This window comes from Bradyrhizobium cenepequi (genome assembly GCF_020329485.1).
In the GTDB taxonomy this organism is placed as follows: Bacteria; Pseudomonadota; Alphaproteobacteria; order Rhizobiales; family Xanthobacteraceae; genus Bradyrhizobium; species Bradyrhizobium cenepequi.
In genome coordinates this window covers 21,098-37,785 of the sequence record NZ_JAGKJI010000062.1, presented here as the reverse complement: position 1 = coordinate 37,785, position 16,688 = coordinate 21,098, and the positions used below count along the sequence as shown (strand labels likewise).

The 16,688-nt window shown below is 63.3% G+C and carries 18 protein-coding genes; 8 read left to right on the top strand and 10 right to left on the bottom strand.

The genetic code is table 11. From position 1 onward, the window contains the following. Window positions 1-895 (bottom strand): flagellin N-terminal helical domain-containing protein (locus J6497_RS35760; protein WP_446479935.1); only part of this gene is annotated, 895 nt, incomplete at its 3' end. 653 nt (window positions 896-1,548) lie between these two features. On the opposite strand from J6497_RS35760, the gene J6497_RS35755 reads away from it, so the two are divergent. The 3 genes from J6497_RS35755 (at window position 1,549) to J6497_RS35745 (ending at window position 3,653) form a co-directional block, all read left to right on the top strand. Next, window positions 1,549-2,256 carry a Crp/Fnr family transcriptional regulator gene (locus J6497_RS35755; RefSeq protein WP_225708902.1) on the top strand — a complete coding sequence of 236 codons (708 nt, stop codon included), beginning with the start codon at window positions 1,549-1,551 and terminating at the stop codon, window positions 2,254-2,256. Between the two features lie 290 nt (window positions 2,257-2,546). After that, the gene (locus J6497_RS35750; protein ID WP_376708323.1) at window positions 2,547-3,287 is read left to right on the top strand and encodes a Crp/Fnr family transcriptional regulator; all 741 of its coding nucleotides are present in this window, start codon (window positions 2,547-2,549) and stop codon (window positions 3,285-3,287) included. A 117-nt stretch (window positions 3,288-3,404) separates the two neighbouring features. Then, entirely contained in the window at window positions 3,405-3,653 is a 249-nt protein-coding gene (locus J6497_RS35745; protein WP_225708900.1) for a hypothetical protein, read from the top strand. 215 nt (window positions 3,654-3,868) lie between these two features. Here J6497_RS35745 and J6497_RS35740 read toward each other — a convergent pair whose 3' ends face one another. Beyond that, complete coding sequence (locus J6497_RS35740) at window positions 3,869-4,489, bottom strand: helix-turn-helix domain-containing protein (protein ID WP_225708899.1); 621 nt, start codon at window positions 4,487-4,489, stop codon at window positions 3,869-3,871. A 569-nt stretch (window positions 4,490-5,058) separates the two neighbouring features. On the opposite strand from J6497_RS35740, the gene J6497_RS35735 reads away from it, so the two are divergent. Continuing rightward, the gene (locus J6497_RS35735) at window positions 5,059-5,448 is read left to right on the top strand and encodes a hypothetical protein (protein WP_376708324.1); all 390 of its coding nucleotides are present in this window, start codon (window positions 5,059-5,061) and stop codon (window positions 5,446-5,448) included. A gap of 41 nt (window positions 5,449-5,489) precedes the next feature. On the opposite strand, the gene J6497_RS35730 is transcribed toward J6497_RS35735, so the two are convergent. From J6497_RS35730 to J6497_RS35715, 4 genes are all read right to left on the bottom strand, one after another. Continuing rightward, the gene (locus J6497_RS35730) at window positions 5,490-5,687 is read right to left on the bottom strand and encodes a hypothetical protein (protein ID WP_225708898.1); all 198 of its coding nucleotides are present in this window, start codon (window positions 5,685-5,687) and stop codon (window positions 5,490-5,492) included. Between the two features lie 24 nt (window positions 5,688-5,711). Further along, window positions 5,712-6,029, bottom strand: coding sequence for a hypothetical protein (locus tag J6497_RS35725; protein WP_225708897.1), 318 nt, complete (start codon window positions 6,027-6,029; stop codon window positions 5,712-5,714). Window positions 6,030-6,116: 87 nt separating this feature from the next. Beyond that, window positions 6,117-6,572, bottom strand: coding sequence for an Hsp20 family protein (locus J6497_RS35720; RefSeq protein WP_225708896.1), 456 nt, complete (start codon window positions 6,570-6,572; stop codon window positions 6,117-6,119). 288 nt (window positions 6,573-6,860) lie between these two features. Beyond that, window positions 6,861-7,043 carry a hypothetical protein gene (locus tag J6497_RS35715; RefSeq protein ID WP_225708895.1) on the bottom strand — a complete coding sequence of 61 codons (183 nt, stop codon included), beginning with the start codon at window positions 7,041-7,043 and terminating at the stop codon, window positions 6,861-6,863. Window positions 7,044-7,266: 223 nt separating this feature from the next. On the opposite strand from J6497_RS35715, the gene J6497_RS35710 reads away from it, so the two are divergent. Both J6497_RS35710 and J6497_RS35705 read left to right on the top strand, forming a co-directional pair. Then, window positions 7,267-9,162, top strand: coding sequence for an alpha amylase C-terminal domain-containing protein (locus J6497_RS35710; protein WP_225708894.1), 1,896 nt, complete (start codon window positions 7,267-7,269; stop codon window positions 9,160-9,162). A gap of 112 nt (window positions 9,163-9,274) precedes the next feature. Then, the gene (locus J6497_RS35705) at window positions 9,275-11,332 is read left to right on the top strand and encodes an acetoacetate--CoA ligase (RefSeq protein WP_225708893.1); all 2,058 of its coding nucleotides are present in this window, start codon (window positions 9,275-9,277) and stop codon (window positions 11,330-11,332) included. Window positions 11,333-11,348: 16 nt separating this feature from the next. On the opposite strand, the gene J6497_RS35700 is transcribed toward J6497_RS35705, so the two are convergent. Together J6497_RS35700 and J6497_RS35695 are read right to left on the bottom strand one after the other, a co-directional pair. Continuing rightward, window positions 11,349-11,999, bottom strand: coding sequence for an alpha/beta hydrolase (locus J6497_RS35700; protein ID WP_225708892.1), 651 nt, complete (start codon window positions 11,997-11,999; stop codon window positions 11,349-11,351). Further along, window positions 11,996-12,931 (bottom strand): ring-cleaving dioxygenase, encoded by a 936-nt coding sequence (locus J6497_RS35695; RefSeq protein ID WP_225708891.1) that lies wholly within the window; start codon window positions 12,929-12,931, stop codon window positions 11,996-11,998. The genes J6497_RS35700 and J6497_RS35695 overlap by 4 nt, the downstream gene beginning before the upstream one ends. A 131-nt stretch (window positions 12,932-13,062) precedes the next feature. On the opposite strand from J6497_RS35695, the gene J6497_RS35690 reads away from it, so the two are divergent. Further along, the gene (locus J6497_RS35690; RefSeq protein ID WP_225708890.1) at window positions 13,063-13,956 is read left to right on the top strand and encodes a LysR family transcriptional regulator; all 894 of its coding nucleotides are present in this window, start codon (window positions 13,063-13,065) and stop codon (window positions 13,954-13,956) included. Here J6497_RS35690 and J6497_RS35685 read toward each other — a convergent pair. After that, the gene (locus J6497_RS35685; protein ID WP_225708889.1) at window positions 13,953-14,501 is read right to left on the bottom strand and encodes a cysteine hydrolase family protein; all 549 of its coding nucleotides are present in this window, start codon (window positions 14,499-14,501) and stop codon (window positions 13,953-13,955) included. The two genes, J6497_RS35690 and J6497_RS35685, sit on opposite strands and share 4 nt — an antisense overlap. Window positions 14,502-14,612: 111 nt before the next feature. Here J6497_RS35685 and J6497_RS35680 point away from each other — a divergent pair, with 111 nt between their 5' ends. After that, window positions 14,613-15,593 (top strand): GlxA family transcriptional regulator, encoded by a 981-nt coding sequence (locus tag J6497_RS35680; protein WP_225708888.1) that lies wholly within the window; start codon window positions 14,613-14,615, stop codon window positions 15,591-15,593. 104 nt (window positions 15,594-15,697) lie between these two features. On the opposite strand, the gene J6497_RS35675 is transcribed toward J6497_RS35680, so the two are convergent. Continuing rightward, window positions 15,698-16,672 (bottom strand): quinone oxidoreductase family protein, encoded by a 975-nt coding sequence (locus J6497_RS35675; protein ID WP_225708887.1) that lies wholly within the window; start codon window positions 16,670-16,672, stop codon window positions 15,698-15,700. Window positions 16,673-16,688 lie beyond the last annotated feature (16 nt).

Here is a 16,688-nt window from a genome sequence, read left to right as displayed (position 1 = left end):
TGAGATCGTCCAGGGTGTTCACCGCACCGGTACCGGTTCCGATGGTGATGGTCTGAGCCGCCTTGCTGCCGATCGCAGCGATGCTGAGGACCTGGTTATCCTTGGAATTGGTCGGCTTGGTCCCACCGGCCGTAAGGCCAAGGTTGGCGAGGGCGCCGCCGACGTCACCACCGAGGATGATGCTGTTGGTCGTGTCAGTGGTGGCGTTGCTGATGGTCAGGACGTTTCCGGCACTGATCGACGATGAGCCGCCGGTGATGCCATCGATCGCGTCGAGAACATCCTGTACGGTCGAATCGGTGGCGCCGGCAGTGTATGTGAGATTGATGGTGACGTTGCCCGCAGCGTCTGTGGTCGCGGCCGCGGTCTCAGTGGCGCCGCCGGTCGCGAACGTGATCGTCTTGCCATTGACCGTGAACGAGTCGCCGTCGGCAAATCCAGCCGCGGTGGTGGTGTCGGTGGCCGCAAGGCCCGCCGCAACCGCAGTGCCCGACACGGTCGCAGCCGTATCGGCGTCGCCGATCAGGTTCGTGGCGGTCGCGCCCGTAATCGCTGCCGACGTGGCGGTGGACTTGGTCGAATAGCCCGAGGTCGCCTGCAGCGCCTGGTTGGCGATCGACTTCGCGCTGTCGACCAGCTTCTGCAGCGAGGTGATGCCGGTGTTGGCCGCCTGAAGCACCTGCACGCCATTGCCGATGCCATCGAGCAGGTTGTTGATGTCGCTGGCGCGGTTGTCGAGCGAAGCGGCGGTGAAATAGTTGGTGGGATTGTCGAGGGCCGAGTTGACCTTCTTGCCGGTCGAAAGGTGGCTCTGCGTGGTGGCGAGCAGATCAGCGGTCGACTGCAGCGAGAGCAGGTTCTGGCGAACCGAAGCCGAAAGAATAATGCCGGACATAGTTTGATACCCTTCTGGATGAACACGATTGACGCAGCCGCCGGAAATTTCACTCCGGCGCCCGTGCCACACTGTTCCGGCGGTGCTACCCGTTCGTTAAATCGCTCCTCAGTACAAATACCCAGAAAGGCTGCGCATAGATGCGTTTCTCAGTAGTTCTACTGAGATAATTGCAGACGCGCATCCGCAGATCGAAAGAGCAGCACGCACGATGGATCGTCATCGCTCGCAGCAGGCAACTCTCACCGTTGATAGACAAAGCGAGCGCCAGGAGACCACGTTCTTCACGGCGATCGAGAAGAGCGTAGCACAATGGGTTTTATTCAAATCGCCATCACGCGTGACGCTCTTGTTCGAGCATCATCGCTGCGCGAACGGTTCGCGCTTATCTCTCGAAAGAGGTAGCCACGTTGCGCTGGCAAGGTTCCATTCAATCCTGCCGTGCAGTATTTCGCACGGACACGCGACGCGCATGAGCGCAGTCGATAGCTGTCTCGGTTCCTCGCGCTGTCTGCCCGGTAAGGTGTATAGCCACAAACGCGTAACTCGTAACTCTTGTGCAATCGTCCGGGAAAGCTATTCTTCGCGCTATCCGACATGCCATGAGTAGGTGACGCGAGACGGTGAGCTCCCGCCTTTCGGCAGGAGAGGGAATGGCTGGATCATCGCGTCCGTCCAATCATCTGTTACAGAGTCTGCCGACGGCGGAATTCGAGTTGCTGCGGCCACATCTCGCAACCGTCGAACTGACCAAAGAGACCCTGCTGTTCGAGACCGGCGCGCCGATCGGTGAAATCTATCTGCCCCACAGCGGCGTGGTTTCAATGATCGTCCGCTTCGCCGAAGGCGAGACCGTCGAAGTCGCCAAGATTGGCCGCGACAGCATTGTCGGCGGCACTGCCGTGCTCGATGACGGCCCCTCGCTGGCGGACGCCGTCGTTATCATACCCGGCATCGCCTCGGTTATCGCGACCGATCGCCTGCATGTCGCGATGGAGGGAAGCAGCGCGCTGCGGCACCTTCTGGTCAGGCATCAGCAGGCGCTGTCCGTGCAGGCCCAGCAGGCCGCCACATGCCACGCATCGCACACAGTCGAATCGCGGTTGTCGCGCTGGCTGCTGCACGCCCGCGAGTTGTGCGGCAGCGAACCATTGCCGCTGACCCAGGAATCCCTGGCGCAGTTGCTCGGCGTTCGGCGCAACGCCATTTCGATCGTGGCACACGCCTTCCAGGAGGCCGGCCTGATCCGCTACAGCCGCGGGAATATCGAAATCATCGATCTCGAAGGTCTGCGGAAAGCCGCCTGCGAGTGCTACGCCGCGGTGAACGCGCAATGCGGCCGACTGCTCAAGACCGGATGAGAGCTCTGCAGGCAGCGGAACCTGCGTCGCCGAGGCCACAGTCAGCGGCGCGCATCGAATGACATTTGCCAAATCGACAGGTTTCCCTTGCCCGCGATGCGTGACAAGGTCATCCTGCAACTCGGGCAGCGTGTGGCGGCTGCGAGGTCGAGACACGCTCTGGATCATGATCCAATTAGATGGAAACGGATCATGATCTCATTTTTTGTTTGAACATGATCTCCGCGCAAGCGCTTCGCGTTTATCGCGAGGGAAAACCGGTTTCCACTTTTCCGGATCATGCTCTGGCTATGAGGCAGGAGACTGCTTTGGATTCGGTTCCTCGTTCGCCGAACGGATTCTTGTCCGCGCTGTCGGCATCCGATTTCGAACTGATCCGCCCGCACCTGCGCACCGTGGATCTCACCCAGGACATGGTTCTGATCGAGGTCGACGAGGTGCTCAAGCGAGCCTACCTCCCGCACAAGGGTGCGATTTCCCTGATCGTGAAGCTCACGCGCGGCGAGCACGTGCAGATCGCCCTGGTCGGGCGTGACAGCATCTTCGGCGCGTTCGCCGTGCTTGGCGATCCGACTGCATTGAATAGCGCGGTGGTGGTGGTACCCGGCATCGCTTCGACGATCGAGTTCGACCAGCTTCGCCTCGCCGCCGATCAGAGCGCGACGCTGCGTCGAGCGCTGGCGCGGCATGGGCTCGCGGTTGATGCGCAGATCCAGCAGACCGCCGGCTGCAACGCTTCGCACACGGTGGAATCTCGGCTCGCGCGATGCCTCCTGCACACCCGCGACCTCTCCGGAACCGACAAGATCGTGCTGACGCAGGAAGCCATGGCACAAATGATCGGCGCGCGTCGCAACAGCGTCTCGCTGGTCGCGCATACGCTTCAGCAGGCGAATTTCATTCACTACAGCCGGGGCCATATCGAGATCACCAACCTCGATGGCCTGATGAAGACCTCATGCGAATGCTACGCGACGGTGAAAGCCCAATACACCCGCTTGATTCAGAGGTGCGAGCAGGTCTCGGTATAAGAGCAGCCGCGCGCTTGCTTTCTGCGTGGAAACCCGGCCGTACTTCTACGGCTCCAAATTTTCACGGTCGGCTAAGCTTAACCCGGCGATAATTGGCGTGAACACGGGAGAACCAGCATGTTCACGTTCGAAACGACGGACCAGAAGGAAGCCAGACGTTTTCGTATCGCACAGTTCAATGGCAGGACCGCGACCGCGCGTTCGGCCGGCACGACGGTCACAGGTCACGTTCGATCCGTCGTGGAAAACAAGTCCCGCGTTCCGGCGGCCTGGACCATCACGATCATCCCGGAAGCGCCGAAGCCGACAACCGTAGACCTGCGGCCAGCCCCGCGCATCCGCGCCTTCGCGGAAGATTACCTCTGAATGGCCTCGCAGCCCGGGTGAAGCGGAGCGCGTAACTCGCTCTGCGGCATTCGCTGAGCCGCAGGCGTCGCACTGGGCGGCATGTGCCGTGAGATCGCGATGCTATAATTTGAATCGAATTTGTTTAAGCGCAATCTCCGCGCAAATGCGTCGTGCTTTGTGGCGCTTTATCGCTTCTGCCCGCGGCTGCCGCTTAATCCATTTCGCTTCGGCGATCAGGAGGACTGCATCAGCGCCTTGCGGACGAGATCAGCGGTGTTGCGCGCGCCGAGCTTGCGCATCGCTTCGGCGCGATGGCTTTCGAAGGTCCGCGGGCTGATGTTCATGCGCAACGCGCCCTGCTTGTTGGAATAGCCTTCGCTGATGAGGCGGACCACTTCGCGCTCGCGCCTGGTGAGCGGCTTCTGGCCGGCCGTGGATGCAACCATCGCCTTTGGCGACCGTCCCTCGTCGTTGATGCGCGCGGGCGGATTGTCCCACGCCCTCTTCTGATCGATGACCGGCGCGGATCCTGGATGAGTGTCGGAGATCTGCTTCAGCATCGCGCAGACGTGCTCGGTCTGTTGCAGCGCGTTCTCGACCACCTGCTGCAGATAGATCCGGGCTGCCGGTGAATGCGCGAACTGATGACTGTGCTGCTTGATCTCGTTCATATAGAGCAGGAGCGCCGTCATCGGACCATTGAACTGGCGCGCGATGGCAGCACCCGCCTCTTCCGTCGCCCGTGCGCGCTCTGCGGCGAGTTCCACAATCTCACGACTGCTTTCGAATGGGGCGCGGTCTTCCATCCACTTCGACAGATGCGACCCGTCGGTTCGATGCTCGTGCTGTGTCATGCAACCGATCTAGCGACCCTAAGCCTGTTCCCGCGGTTAATTCGGTATTCAGTAGGAATACCGAGAACGCGACCGCGTCTTGCCAGCTCAACGAGGAAAGAGAGGCAGACCAGCCCAGAATTTGCAACAATTCTCGCAGGAATGTGGCAGATGTCAGTATTTCTACTCACCGGAAAAATACCGAAATTGTGGCAAAACACCGTAGTTTCACGGATACGTTTGTGAGTTCCATGCTGGCGGTCCCGGACGCGCGGCGAATCACCCGGTGATGCGAATGGAACCGCACCATCACGCGTTTCGAGAGTTTCCCAGGGAACCCTTATGCGGGCCTGACGAACGCGCGGCACTTGCGCTGATTTGGCACGAACACGACGCTGGAGCGGAGAGGATGGGTGCGCGAGAAGTCATCCCGCTGCAGCGAGCGGCTGCACGATTTGTGATCGACGCGCGGAGCCTGGCACGGGGCTTTGCGATTTACAGCCTTCACCGGCACCGCGATGATCGCGATCTCAATCCTCACGGCAATGAAGGAGGCGGCGATGGCGCGAGTAACCGGATCATGGCTTGCGATGGCGACACTCGCTTGCGCCCTGGCGTCCACGTCGGCAGCGACTGCGCAGACCGCGCCCGCGCAGAGCACAGCACCGCCGACTGCCGACAATGCGGTGATGATCACGGTGTTCCTGAAGCACGATCAGTCACGCCCGCTCAGCGAGCTCAACGCCCAGCTCGAGAAGCAGGGTTACTACAAGGCGTTTCCACCCGCGGGCGTCGAGGTCGTGAGCTGGTATGTGGTGATGGGCATTGGCCAGGTTGTGACGCTGCGGCTGCCGGCATCGCGACTCCGTGAGGTCAATCGCATACTTGAGGACAAGGCCTGGGGCGCCTATCGCACCGAATTCTATCCGACCTATGACTACAAGGCCGTCGGCATGGCCGCGCACGAGAAGGCGCAGTAGCACGTGGAACGCCTGCTCGGCGTAGAGCGTGTGCAGGAACGTCACAACGCGCCCTTGCGCTCGGCTTGCGCCATGGCGGTGAGCTCACCTTCGCTGATCGTCGTTCCGGATGCATCGTGTACCGACAACGTGCGAAACCCGTCGTCGCGAAACTCCTCGAGCTTTCGCAGCGCCGCACCCGCGGTCGCGAGAATGACGGAGACGCCGCCTACGCCATTCTTCGCGAACACCCGGAACATGGTCGCCCCAGCCCCTGATATGCTCTACGCGGCCAGCGCGACGCGCGAGGTCGATTTCCGCCGGTACGGCTTGCCGCCCGGCGATCCCGACGGATCGGGGTCGAGCGTCGACAGCGCCTCAAGCACCTCATCGATGCGGACGGCAGTCTTGGCACCCGGAAGCTCACGCAAAGCTGGACTGGACGAAACCGCGGCCGCATCCGACGCCCAAGAGGCCAGCACCGCGCGCTTTTCCGCCGTCGACAGTCGCGCATCCGCCAGCACATCGCGCGGATGGTCGTAGGCCGAGGCGGGGTGCAGGATGACATTCAAATCGACGACATTGTCAGTGTGATCGATCATCGGTTACTCCCAATGCTTGTCAGGCAAGTTTCAACCGTCCCGCCCGGCACCGGGCCAGGCGGGGCATTCATCGCGGCGGCGCAGGCGTTACGCCACTTTCGCTTCGAGTTGCTGCACGTTGCTCGCGGGCGCGCCATTGATGGCGATCCGCCGCGGCTTCATGGCCTCGGGCACCTCGCGGACCAGCTCGATCTTCAGAAGTCCGTTATCGAACGCGGCGCTCTTCACCCGCACGTAATCGGCGAGATTGAAGTGCCGCTTGAAGGGCCGCGCGGAGATACCGCGATAGAGGTATTCGCGTTCGGTCTTCTCGGACTTGCTGCCTTCGATCGTGACCACGTTACTCTCGGCCGTCACCGAGATCTCGTCGGGCGAGAAGCCCGCGAGCGCGACCGAGATCTGGTAGCGATCTTCGTCGAGCCGTTCGATATTGTAGGGCGGGTAATTGTCCTCGCCGGCGCGAGCCGCGGCATCGACGAGATCGAACAGGCGGTCGAAGCCGATGGTCGAACGCCACAGGGGAGCAAAATCGTAGCTGCGCATAGCCAAATCCTCCAATGAGCAAGTTGGATACGAGCGGCACCGGACACGACCGGTGCCCGTCCTGGTCCGGACCCATCAGGCGCCCGGACGCCATCCGCTGGATGGCGAAAAAAATCTCGGAAAAGCCCCATCCAGTTTCAAGGGGAGGCAGCGAAAAAATTTTGACCCCCTCAACGCAAGGGGAAATTCATAGCTCTCACCGCCTCATTGCAATGACGACAAACAACAAACCACTGCGCCCCCTTTTTGGCGGGACGCGCAAGCCAGGAGAGACGACGGACCAGGACTTCAGGCGTGCGCCTTCGGCTGCTGGCTCAGCTTCGTCGCCAGCGTCTTCAAATCTTCGACCCGGCGGCTGCACAGCAGCCGGGCGAATTCGTCGGCATCGATGGAGGGTTGCGGATAGACGGGCGGTTGGCGCAGCTCCCGGCGCCGCCAGAACAGCCGGAAGAGACGCTGCAGCAGCTTCATTTTCTTGAGCCTCGATGAAAGCCTGCGCGAATAAGTCGCTGGGCCGGTCTTTGGTTCCGCGCGTTGTCTCTTCCCCCGTTCTTTTCCGCAAAGAGCCGCAGGTCCCCCGAGCCCAGCCGCGTCTTCCGTTTTCGCATCCGCGTAATAGTGGTGGGCGACAATATTGCCCGCCGCAGCCGCCGGGTTCATCCTTTGCGGCGCCACGTGTCCAGGGGGAAGACAGATGCTTGAGCCGGACCTCACCCGCGCGCCCATGGGCGGCACACTCGTACCTGGCGGGGCGACATTCCGGGTGTGGGCGCCGCGCGCCAGCGCGGTCCATGTGTCCGGCGACTTCAACGGTTGGAGGCAGGATGCCAGTTCGCTGATGTCAGAGATCGGCGGCGGGCACTGGGCGTGCTTCGTACCTGACCTGAAGGACGGCGACGCCTATTTGTTCTATGTCGAGGGCGTCGGCTCGTCCGGCTTCAAGCGCGATCCGCGGGCGCGGCTGTTGAGCTTGCAACCGTCCTTTCCCGCCTGCAATTCGGTGCTACGCGATGCCGGGCGATTTCCCTGGCACCTCGAGCGCTTCGTGCCGCCGGCATTCAACGATCTCATCGTCTACCAGCTTCACGTCGGCACATTCGCGCCGCATCCGGAAAACGGGGATGGCAAGTTCTTCGACGTGATCGAGCGCGTGCCGCACCTGGTCGCGCTCGGCGTCAACGCCATCGAACTGTTGCCGATCCAGGAATTCCCGACCACGTTTAGCATGGGCTATAATGGCGTCGACCTCTATAGCCCCGAGAACCAATATGCCGAGGCCAACGAAGCAAAGCTAACCCGCTATGTCGATCGCACCAATGCCATCCTGCGGGCGGCCGGCCACGCGCCCTATGCCGGCATCGACACCCTCAGGCACACCGACGACCAGCTCCGCGCGCTGATCGACGTCTGCCATGTCCATGGCATCGCTGTGATCTTCGACGTCGTCTACAACCACGCCGGCGGCGGGTTCGACGACAAGAGCTTGTGGTTCCTCGACCGCCACGTGCCCGGCGACAACAACAACAGCCTCTATTTCACCGACCAGGGCTGGGCAGGCGGGCTGGTGTTCGCGTTCTGGAACAATGGTGTCAAACAATTCCTGATCGACAACGCCGCGTTCCTCTATGAGGAGTATCGGATCGACGGCTTCCGCTTCGACGAAGTCAGCGTGATCGACCGCTTCGGCGGTTGGGCCACCTGCCAGGACCTGACCTCGACATTGCGCGCCCAAAAGCCCGAGGCGATCCAGATCGCCGAATACTGGCCGGTCAATGCGTGGATCGTGAAGGATCGCAGCGAGGACGGCGCGGGCTTCGACGCCACGTGGAGCGACGGCGTCCGCAACAGCGTGCGGGCGGCAATTGCGAAGGCGTCGCAGGGCGCCACCGCGCGCGTGCCGATGTCAGCGATCGCGGACGCGATCGCCGCGGTGAGCCTGCGCGACCGCTGGCGCGCGGTGCATGCGATCGAGAACCACGACATCGTCTATGCGGGACGCGACGAGCGGATCGCGGCGCTCGCCGACGGCAGCAATCCGAGATCCTGGCATGCGCGCAGCCGCAGCCGCGTCGCGCTTGGGCTGCTGCTGACCGCGCCGGGCATTCCCATGCTGTTCATGGGCCAGGAGATGCTGGCTTCGAAGCCATGGAGCGACACGCCGAGCGCCGATACCGAAATCGACTGGGCGGCATTCGACCGTGGCGATGAGGTGATGGCCGGCTTCCTGCGCTTCGCCAGCGACCTGATCGGCCTGCGGCTGACAATGCCGGGGCTGCGCGGCGAAGGCTGCGCGGTCATTCATGTCCACGACGACAACCGCGTGCTGGCGTTCCAGCGCTGGGTCGAGCGCGACGGCGGCGACGCCGTGGTGGTCTGCAGCCTCAACGAAAGCCCGCTCCACAACTACGCGCTCGGCTTTCCCGCTGCAGGCCGCTGGCGCCAGGTGTTCAACAGCGACATCTACGACCGTGAGGTGACCGTCACCGCCGATGGCAGCGTGCACGCCGACGGCCCGCCGCTGCACGGCCTGCCGGCGTCGGCGGCATTGACGATTCCGGCAAACGGGCTTTTGGTCTTCGCGCGGGGCTGAGGCCGTCGACCGCATACGTGCGGCACCGGGCGATGACATTTCCGCGCGGGTTCCGTTGTGGTAGGGCTTTCGTTCGAGCGGCGCTTCCCGCCGCGATGCAAGTCAGAGAGCAATGACCGCACCTTACGTTCCGCAGATCGCCCTCTATCGTCGCTGGCTCAAAGAGCAGCGCGGCCTGAGCTTTTCCAGCTTTGAGGAGATGCGCCAGTGGTCGGTGCGCGACCTTGACGCCTACTGGCAGAGCATCTGGGACTATTTCGACCTGCGCTCGCCGACACTGCACCGCGCGGTGCTGGCGGAGCGGAAGATGCCGGGCGCGGTCTGGTTTCCCGGCGCCTCCGTCAATTACGCCCAGCAGGTGTTCCGGCACGTCGAAGCCGCCGATGCCACGGGCATGCCGGCGATCGTGAGCAGCGGCGAAGATGGCGTGCTGCAGGAAACGAGCTGGCCTGAACTGCGGCGACAGGCCGCCGCGCTTGCGATTCACCTGCGGGAGAAAGGCGTCAAGCCCGGCGACCGCGTCGCGGCCTATCTGCCGAACATCCCCGAGACGATCATCGCCTTCCTCGCCGCCGCGAGTCTCGGCGCGATCTGGAGTGTCTGCGCGCCCGATATGGCGGCGCCGGCGGTGATCGATCGCTTCAAGCAGATCGAACCAAAGGTGCTGATCGCCTGCGATGCCGTCACCTATGCCGGCCGGCGGCACGACCGCCGCGCTGTGATCGACGAGCTGCGGTGCTCGCTGCCGAGCGTCGAGCATGTCATCCTGCACAGCGACGCAGCGGCAAGCGCCGCGTCGCCGGACCAGCGGCTTTCGGAGATCCTCGCTGCCAAGGGTCCCGCGATCGATGCGTTCGAGCCGGTGTGGCTGCCGTTCGATCATCCGCTCTGGATCGTCTATTCCAGCGGCACTACCGGATTGCCGAAGCCTATCGTGCACAGCCATGGTGGCATCATCATCGTGGTGCTGCCGCTGAACACGCTGCACAACGACATCGGCTGCAGCTATCAGCCGAACTCGCTCAGCGAGCGCTTCCATTGGTACAGCTCGACCGGCTGGATCATGTGGAACTGCCAGGTCAACGGCCTTCTGAATGGCACCACCTGCTGCATCTTCGACGGCAGCCCCGGCGGATCAAAGGATAAGCCGGACTGGGCGACGCTGTGGCGCTTCGTGGCCGACGCCAGAGTGACGGTGTTCGGCGCCGGCGCGGCGTTCTTTGCCAATTGCACGAAAGCCGAGATCGATCTCGCCCCCGTCGGCGATCTCTCGCACCTGCGCACGCTCGGCTCGACCGGATCGCCCCTGAGCGCCGACACGCAAGCCTGGTTCAACCAGCGCTTCGCGGCGCTTGCAAAGGTCAATGGAAACGCTGCGCAGGCGGACATGTGGTGGGCGAACATTTCCGGCGGCACCGACTTCGCCGGCGCCTTTATCGGCGGCAACAGGGAGTTGCCGCAGACGCCGGGCACGATGCAATGCCGGATATTGGGCTGCGCCGTGGAGGCATTCAACGAGCAGGGACGCGCCGTGATCGACGAGGTCGGCGAGCTCGTCTGCACCGAGCCGCTGCCGTCGATGCCACTGCGCTTCTGGAACGATCCTGATGACGCGCGCTACCGCGCCAGCTATTTCGAGACCTATCCGGATAATTTCGATGGCAGCGGACGCGGTCCGGTGTGGCGGCATGGCGACTGGCTGAAGATCGCCGCCGACGACTCCTGCGTGATCTTTGGCCGGAGCGATGCGACCATCAACCGGCACGGTCTGCGGATGGGGACGAGCGAACTCTACTCGGCGATCGAGGCGCTGCCGGAGATCCTGGATTCGATGGTCGTCGACCTCGAGTATCTCGGGCGCGAAAGCTATATGCCGCTGTTCGTGGTGCTGCGCGACGGCATCGCGCTCGACGAGGCGATGAAGGCACGGATCAACAAGGCGATCGAAATGGGCCTGTCCCGCCGCTTGCTGCCCAACGAGATCTTCGCGGTGCCCGAAATCCCGCGCACGCTATCGGGCAAGAAGCAGGAGCTGCCGATCAAGAAGCTCCTGCTCGGCCACCCGCTAGAGAAGGTCATCAACAAGGACGCAATGGCCAATCCGGGATGTTTGGAGTGGTATCTCGCCTTTGCGGACAATCATCTGCGGAAGCATGCGGGCGCCGCGTGAAGCAGCGCCCACATTCTTACGCGGACTGAACCGTTCGCTTTTTCACCCGCTCCAGCCAATCGCGCGTGAGCACGACGTCTGCCTGCGAGAGTTGATGGCCGACCGGCAGGGTCCGGTACGTGACATCGGCGCCGGCCTCGAGCAGCATCTCCGCAAGTTTCGCCGAGTTGGAGGTCGGCACGATCGGATCCATCTGTCCCGAGGCGATCAGCACCGGCACGCCGCCCAAGACACTGCGCAAGTCAGCGTGAGGTGGATCGGGCAGCGGGACCATCGCGCGCAGCAGCGCCGCGCCCGAAAGCGTGCCGGGGCGAAGCAGCATCATGGCTGCGGCGATGTTGGCGCCGTTGGAATAGCCCACCGCCACCGGCGCCCCGATGCCGAGACGCTGGCGCGTCTCGTCAACGAAGTCAGCCAGTTCGACGGCGCGCCGCCGAACGTCGTCCTCGTCGAACACCCCTTCCGCAAGACGGCGGAAAAATCTGGGCATCCCGTTCTCGAGCACGCGGCCGCGCGGCGACAGCAACGCCGAATCCGGCGACAGCATCCGTCCGAGATCAACCAGATCGTTTTCGTCGCCGCCAGTGCCGTGGAGCAGCAGGAGGGGCGGAGCGCTCGCCCCTCCTGCCGGCACGAACCGATAGACAAAGGGTGTCTCTTTCGTCATGCGACTTCTCCCAAATCAGGCAGCACGCTTTCGATCTCCCTGCGATGCCGCTCGAGGAACGCTGGCAGCTTCAGCGCGTGGCCGAGGCTCTCGACGGGTTCGTCGACCGCAAAGCCGGGAATATCGGTCGCGATCTCGAACAGCACGCCGCCGGGCTCGCGGAAGTAGATCGAGCGGAAGTAATTGCGATCCTTCTGCTCAGTCGGATGCAGGCCATGCGCCGCAACGAGCTTCTGCGCCATCTGGCCCTGCTCCGCATCGTCGGCCGCGCGGAAGGCGATGTGATGCACCGAGCCGACGCCCTGGCGACCACGCAGGAAGCCCTTGGCCTCGTAGATGTCGACGATGCTTCCCTTGACGTCACCGGGAGCGGCAAAGCGGATCACAGAGCCCTCGCGCGCGATCTCGCGGAAGCCGAACACATCGGTGAGGATGGCGGCAGTCTTCGCCGCACTCTCGAGCAGCAAGGTCACGCCGTGGAAACCGCGGATCGCGTGCTCGGCCGGAACATCGCCATTGCTCCAGGCCGGCTCGTCTTCCGCGCCGGGAATGCCGACCAGGGCGAGCGCCATGCCGTCGGGATCGCTGAACGGCAGAACCGACTCACCAAAGCGCTTCTCAAGCGGCTGGTGGGAAATGCCCTTCTGGACGAAGCGCTGCACCCAATAGCCGAGCGAGCGTGCCGGCACGCGGAAGGCGGTCTGATGGGTCTCGCCAACGCCACGGCGGCCGGCCGGCGCGCTCTCCCAGGGGAAGAACGTCAGGATGGTCCCGGGATGGCCGACCTCGTCGCCGTAGTAGAAGTGGTAGGTCGTCGGATCGTCGAAATTGACGGTCTTCTTGACGAACCGCAGGCCGAGGTCACGGGTATAAAAATCGAAATTCTTCAATGGGTTGCCGGCGACGGCGGTGACATGGTGGATACCGGACATGATCTTTCCTCCTGAACTCCAGAGCCCCGACGGGCTCGTTGGCTTCGATATTGGCCCGCTACATTCCGAGAACAATTCATGCTTTCATGGCGCCTCTGTCTACGATTTGAGGACAATGATCCGGAGGCACGATGGACAAGGTCGCGAGCTTGCGGGCGTTCGTGAAGGTCGTGGGGACCGGCAGTTTTGCCGAGGCTGGCCGGCAGCTTCGGCTCTCCCGCTCCGCGGTCAGCAAATATGTGGCGGAGCTCGAAGAAAGCCTGGGCGTGCAGCTCCTCAACCGCACCACCCGCCATGTCAGCACCAATGAGAGCGGCCAGATCTATTTCGAGCGCGCGCTCTCGATCCTGTCCGAACTCGACGCGGCGGATCAGGCGGTGTCGCAGGCGCAATCGACGCCGCATGGACTGCTCCGTGTCAACGCGCCGATGTCGTTCGGCACCCTGCGGCTCGGCCCGGCGGTCGCCGACTTCATGGGAAAATATCCGAAGATCCAGCTCCAGCTCGTGCTGAGCGACGACCTGCTCGACCCCGTGCAGGACGGCTTCGACGTCACCTTGCGGATCGCGGAGCTGGAATCCTCGAGCTTGATCGCGCGCAGGATCGTGCCAGTCGACCGCGTGGTGTGCGCTTCGCCGGACTACCTGGCGAAGCACGGCACGCCGACCCATCCGCGCGATCTCCGTGAACATGCCGCGCTGACCTACGGCTTCCTGCTCACCGGCAACCAATGGAAATTGACGGGCGCGGATGGCGATCACTGGATCCAGCCGTCATGGTCCTTGTGCGCGAACAACGCGGAAGTGCTGCGCGACGTCGCCGTGAAGGGGCATGGCATCGCGCTGCTCCCGACCTTCATCGCCGGCGATGCACTCCGCACCGGAGCGCTGAAGATCATCCTCGCGGATTATCACGCACCACCGCTGACGCTCTATGCGATCTACCCTCCGACCCGGCACCTCTCGGTCAAAGTGCGGCTGTTCATCGACTTCCTGGTCGAGCGGTTCGGTGCGGGCACGGATTAGCGCGGGAGATAATCCGCCGTGCTTACCAGCGTGCCGTAGGTCGAGGCGAGCGCAGCCATGAACGCGGCATGGACCTGCGCGGCGGGAACGTTGACGCCGCCGAAGGCAAGATCGCGCGTCGCGCAGGCATCGTGCACGACAGTAGCCTTATAGCCGAAATCGGCGGCCGCGCGCGCCGTTGCATCGATGCACATGTGGCTCATCGCGCCGACGATCACGACATCCTTGATCCCTCGCGTATCGAGCGCCTGCTTCAGCGGGGTGTCGCGAAACGAGTTGGGAAAGTTCTTGACGATCACATTCTCACTTTCAGCCGGCTGAACGGACGCATGGATCTGCGCACCCTGCGATCCCGCGATGAAGAACGGTGCGTCGGGCCGCGTGAACACATGCCTGATGTGAATGACCGGATCACCGCTGGCGCGGGCGGCAGCGATGACGCGGGCCGCATTGGCTGCGGCCGCGTCGATCCCGACCAGCGGCAGCTTGCCGGAAGCGAAATAGTCGTTCTGGAGATCGACAACGATGATCGCGCGCTTGCTCATAGCTGATTGCATCCTTCTGCAGGCAGGTTCGCATCTCTCTGGACAAGGCTAGGCCTGCCGTCGCATGCTGCAAATTGGCGATACCGACATAAAACGGGTCAATACCGACACATGACGTCCCGAGGGCCCACCGAGATCGGACTCGTGCATTATCCTGGCGCGCAGCTCGCCGCGATCCATGGCCTGACCGATCTGTTCGGCGTCGCCGACCGGATTGCGAGCGGACACCGCAAGCACAAGTCCGCCTTGTTGCGGATCAGCCATTGGCAGCAGGCGGAGCCGAAGAAGCCGCCGACGCGGGTGTTCGACACTGCGCCGGATGGCGATGCGAAGGCTGCACCTGCCGCGCTGATCCTGCCGCCGAGCCTGGGTGAGCCGCCCACGCCCGAGAAGGCGGCGCCGTTCGTTCGCTGGTTGCATCACCATCACGTTGCGGGCGTCACGCTCGGCTCCGTATGCGCGGGCGCCTTCGTGCTCGGCGAAACCGGCCTGCTGGCGGGACGATCGGTGACGACGCACTGGGCCTATGCCGAGCAATTCCAGAACCGTTTCCCGGAAGCGCACGTCGATATCGACAGGCTCATCATCGACGACGGCGACATCATCACCGCTGGCGGTGTGATGGCGTGGACCGATCTCGGCCTCAAGCTGGTCGACCGCCTGCTCGGACCGACGGTGATGATCGAGACCGCGCGTCTGCTGCTGGTCGATCCGCCGGGGCGCGAGCAGCGCTATTACAGCGCATTCGCGCCACGGCTGACCCATGGCGACAAGGCCGTGCTCAAGGTGCAGCACTGGCTGCAGGCAACTGGCGCCAAGGACATCGCGCTGGCAACGCTCGCCGCGCGCTCCGGATTGGAAGAGCGCACGTTCCTGCGCCGCTTCCAGAAGGCGACAGGCCTGACGACGACGGAATATTGTCAGCGGCTGCGCGTCGGCAAGGCGCGCGAGCTCTTGCAATTCAGCCGACTGCCCGTCGACCGCATCGCCTGGGACGTCGGCTATGGCGACACGAGCGCGTTCAGGAAGGTATTTGCGCGCATCACGGGCCTGACGCCGGGCGATTACCGACGCCGCTTCAATGCGGAGTGACACGGCGCAGACATGATCGGCGAGCGACTTCGCTAGCTGTGCTCCCTCCCCTGCTTGCGCCCCGCAAGCGGGAGAGGTGAAGAAGACCGTTCAACCGAATCGCATCACACCAGGAACACCGTCGATCCCGTGGTCTTGCGGGCGGCGAGATCGGCGTGCGCTTTCGCGGCGTCCTTGAGCGGATAGGTCTGGTTGATCTCGATCTTGACCGCGCCTGATTTCACCACGTCGAACAGTTCGTTTGCCATCACCACGAGGTTCTCGCGCTTGGCGCCATAAGTGTTCAGCGTCGGGCGGGTCACGTACAGCGAGCCCTTCTGCGCCAGCAGGCCGAGGTTGAGCGGCTCGACGCTGCCCGAGGACTGGCCGAACAACACCGCGACGCCGAGCGGCGCCAGGCAATCCAGCGATTTCAGGAAGGTATCCTTGCCGACGGAGTCGTAGACCACAGGTACCAAATTGCCTCCGGTGATCTCCTTGACGCGGCCGACGAAATCCTCGCGCGTGTAGATGATCGTGTGCGCGGTGCCGTGGGCTTTCGCGAGCTTCGCCTTCTCGTCGGTGGAGACCGTGCCGATCACGGTGGCGCCGAGATGCTTGGCCCATTGGCTCAGGATCAAGCCGACGCCGCCGGCCGCGGCATGCAGCAGGATCGTGTCCCCGCTCTTGACGCGATAGGTCTGGCGAATGAGGTACTGCACCGTCAGTCCCTTGAGCATCATCGCCGCGGCGGTCTTGTCATCGATACTATCGGGCAATTTGAGCAGACGGTCGGCGGGGATCAGCCGCTCCTCGGCATAGGCACCGAGCGGCGAGCTGCCATAGGCGACGCGATCGCCCGGCTTCAGGTCGGTGATGCCAGGCCCGACTTCCTCGATGACACCAGCGCCCTCGCTGCCAAGGCCGCTCGGCAGCGGCACGCCGTAGACGCCCGCGCGGTTATAGATATCGACAAAGTTCAGGCCCACTGCCGTATGACGGATCCGCGCTTCGCCGGGACCAGGCTTGCCAAGCTTGACCTCCTCCCATTTCAGAACCTCGGGACCACCGGCCTGATGGAAACGAAAGGCATGTGTCATGAGAAACTCCTGCAGC

Coding starts and splice junctions, on each gene's coding strand:
- J6497_RS35755 (WP_225708902.1), top strand. CDS start 1,549: ATGGCTGGATCATCGCGTCCGTCCAATCATCTGTTACAGAGTCTGCCG.
- J6497_RS35750 (WP_376708323.1), top strand. CDS start 2,547: ATGAGGCAGGAGACTGCTTTGGATTCGGTTCCTCGTTCGCCGAACGGA.
- J6497_RS35745 (WP_225708900.1), top strand. CDS start 3,405: ATGTTCACGTTCGAAACGACGGACCAGAAGGAAGCCAGACGTTTTCGT.
- J6497_RS35740 (WP_225708899.1), bottom strand. CDS start 4,489: ATGACACAGCACGAGCATCGAACCGACGGGTCGCATCTGTCGAAGTGG.
- J6497_RS35735 (WP_376708324.1), top strand. CDS start 5,059: ATGGCGACACTCGCTTGCGCCCTGGCGTCCACGTCGGCAGCGACTGCG.
- J6497_RS35730 (WP_225708898.1), bottom strand. CDS start 5,687: ATGTTCCGGGTGTTCGCGAAGAATGGCGTAGGCGGCGTCTCCGTCATT.
- J6497_RS35725 (WP_225708897.1), bottom strand. CDS start 6,029: ATGATCGATCACACTGACAATGTCGTCGATTTGAATGTCATCCTGCAC.
- J6497_RS35720 (WP_225708896.1), bottom strand. CDS start 6,572: ATGCGCAGCTACGATTTTGCTCCCCTGTGGCGTTCGACCATCGGCTTC.
- J6497_RS35715 (WP_225708895.1), bottom strand. CDS start 7,043: ATGAAGCTGCTGCAGCGTCTCTTCCGGCTGTTCTGGCGGCGCCGGGAG.
- J6497_RS35710 (WP_225708894.1), top strand. CDS start 7,267: ATGCTTGAGCCGGACCTCACCCGCGCGCCCATGGGCGGCACACTCGTA.
- J6497_RS35705 (WP_225708893.1), top strand. CDS start 9,275: ATGACCGCACCTTACGTTCCGCAGATCGCCCTCTATCGTCGCTGGCTC.
- J6497_RS35700 (WP_225708892.1), bottom strand. CDS start 11,999: ATGACGAAAGAGACACCCTTTGTCTATCGGTTCGTGCCGGCAGGAGGG.
- J6497_RS35695 (WP_225708891.1), bottom strand. CDS start 12,931: ATGTCCGGTATCCACCATGTCACCGCCGTCGCCGGCAACCCATTGAAG.
- J6497_RS35690 (WP_225708890.1), top strand. CDS start 13,063: ATGGACAAGGTCGCGAGCTTGCGGGCGTTCGTGAAGGTCGTGGGGACC.
- J6497_RS35685 (WP_225708889.1), bottom strand. CDS start 14,501: ATGAGCAAGCGCGCGATCATCGTTGTCGATCTCCAGAACGACTATTTC.
- J6497_RS35680 (WP_225708888.1), top strand. CDS start 14,613: ATGACGTCCCGAGGGCCCACCGAGATCGGACTCGTGCATTATCCTGGC.
- J6497_RS35675 (WP_225708887.1), bottom strand. CDS start 16,672: ATGACACATGCCTTTCGTTTCCATCAGGCCGGTGGTCCCGAGGTTCTG.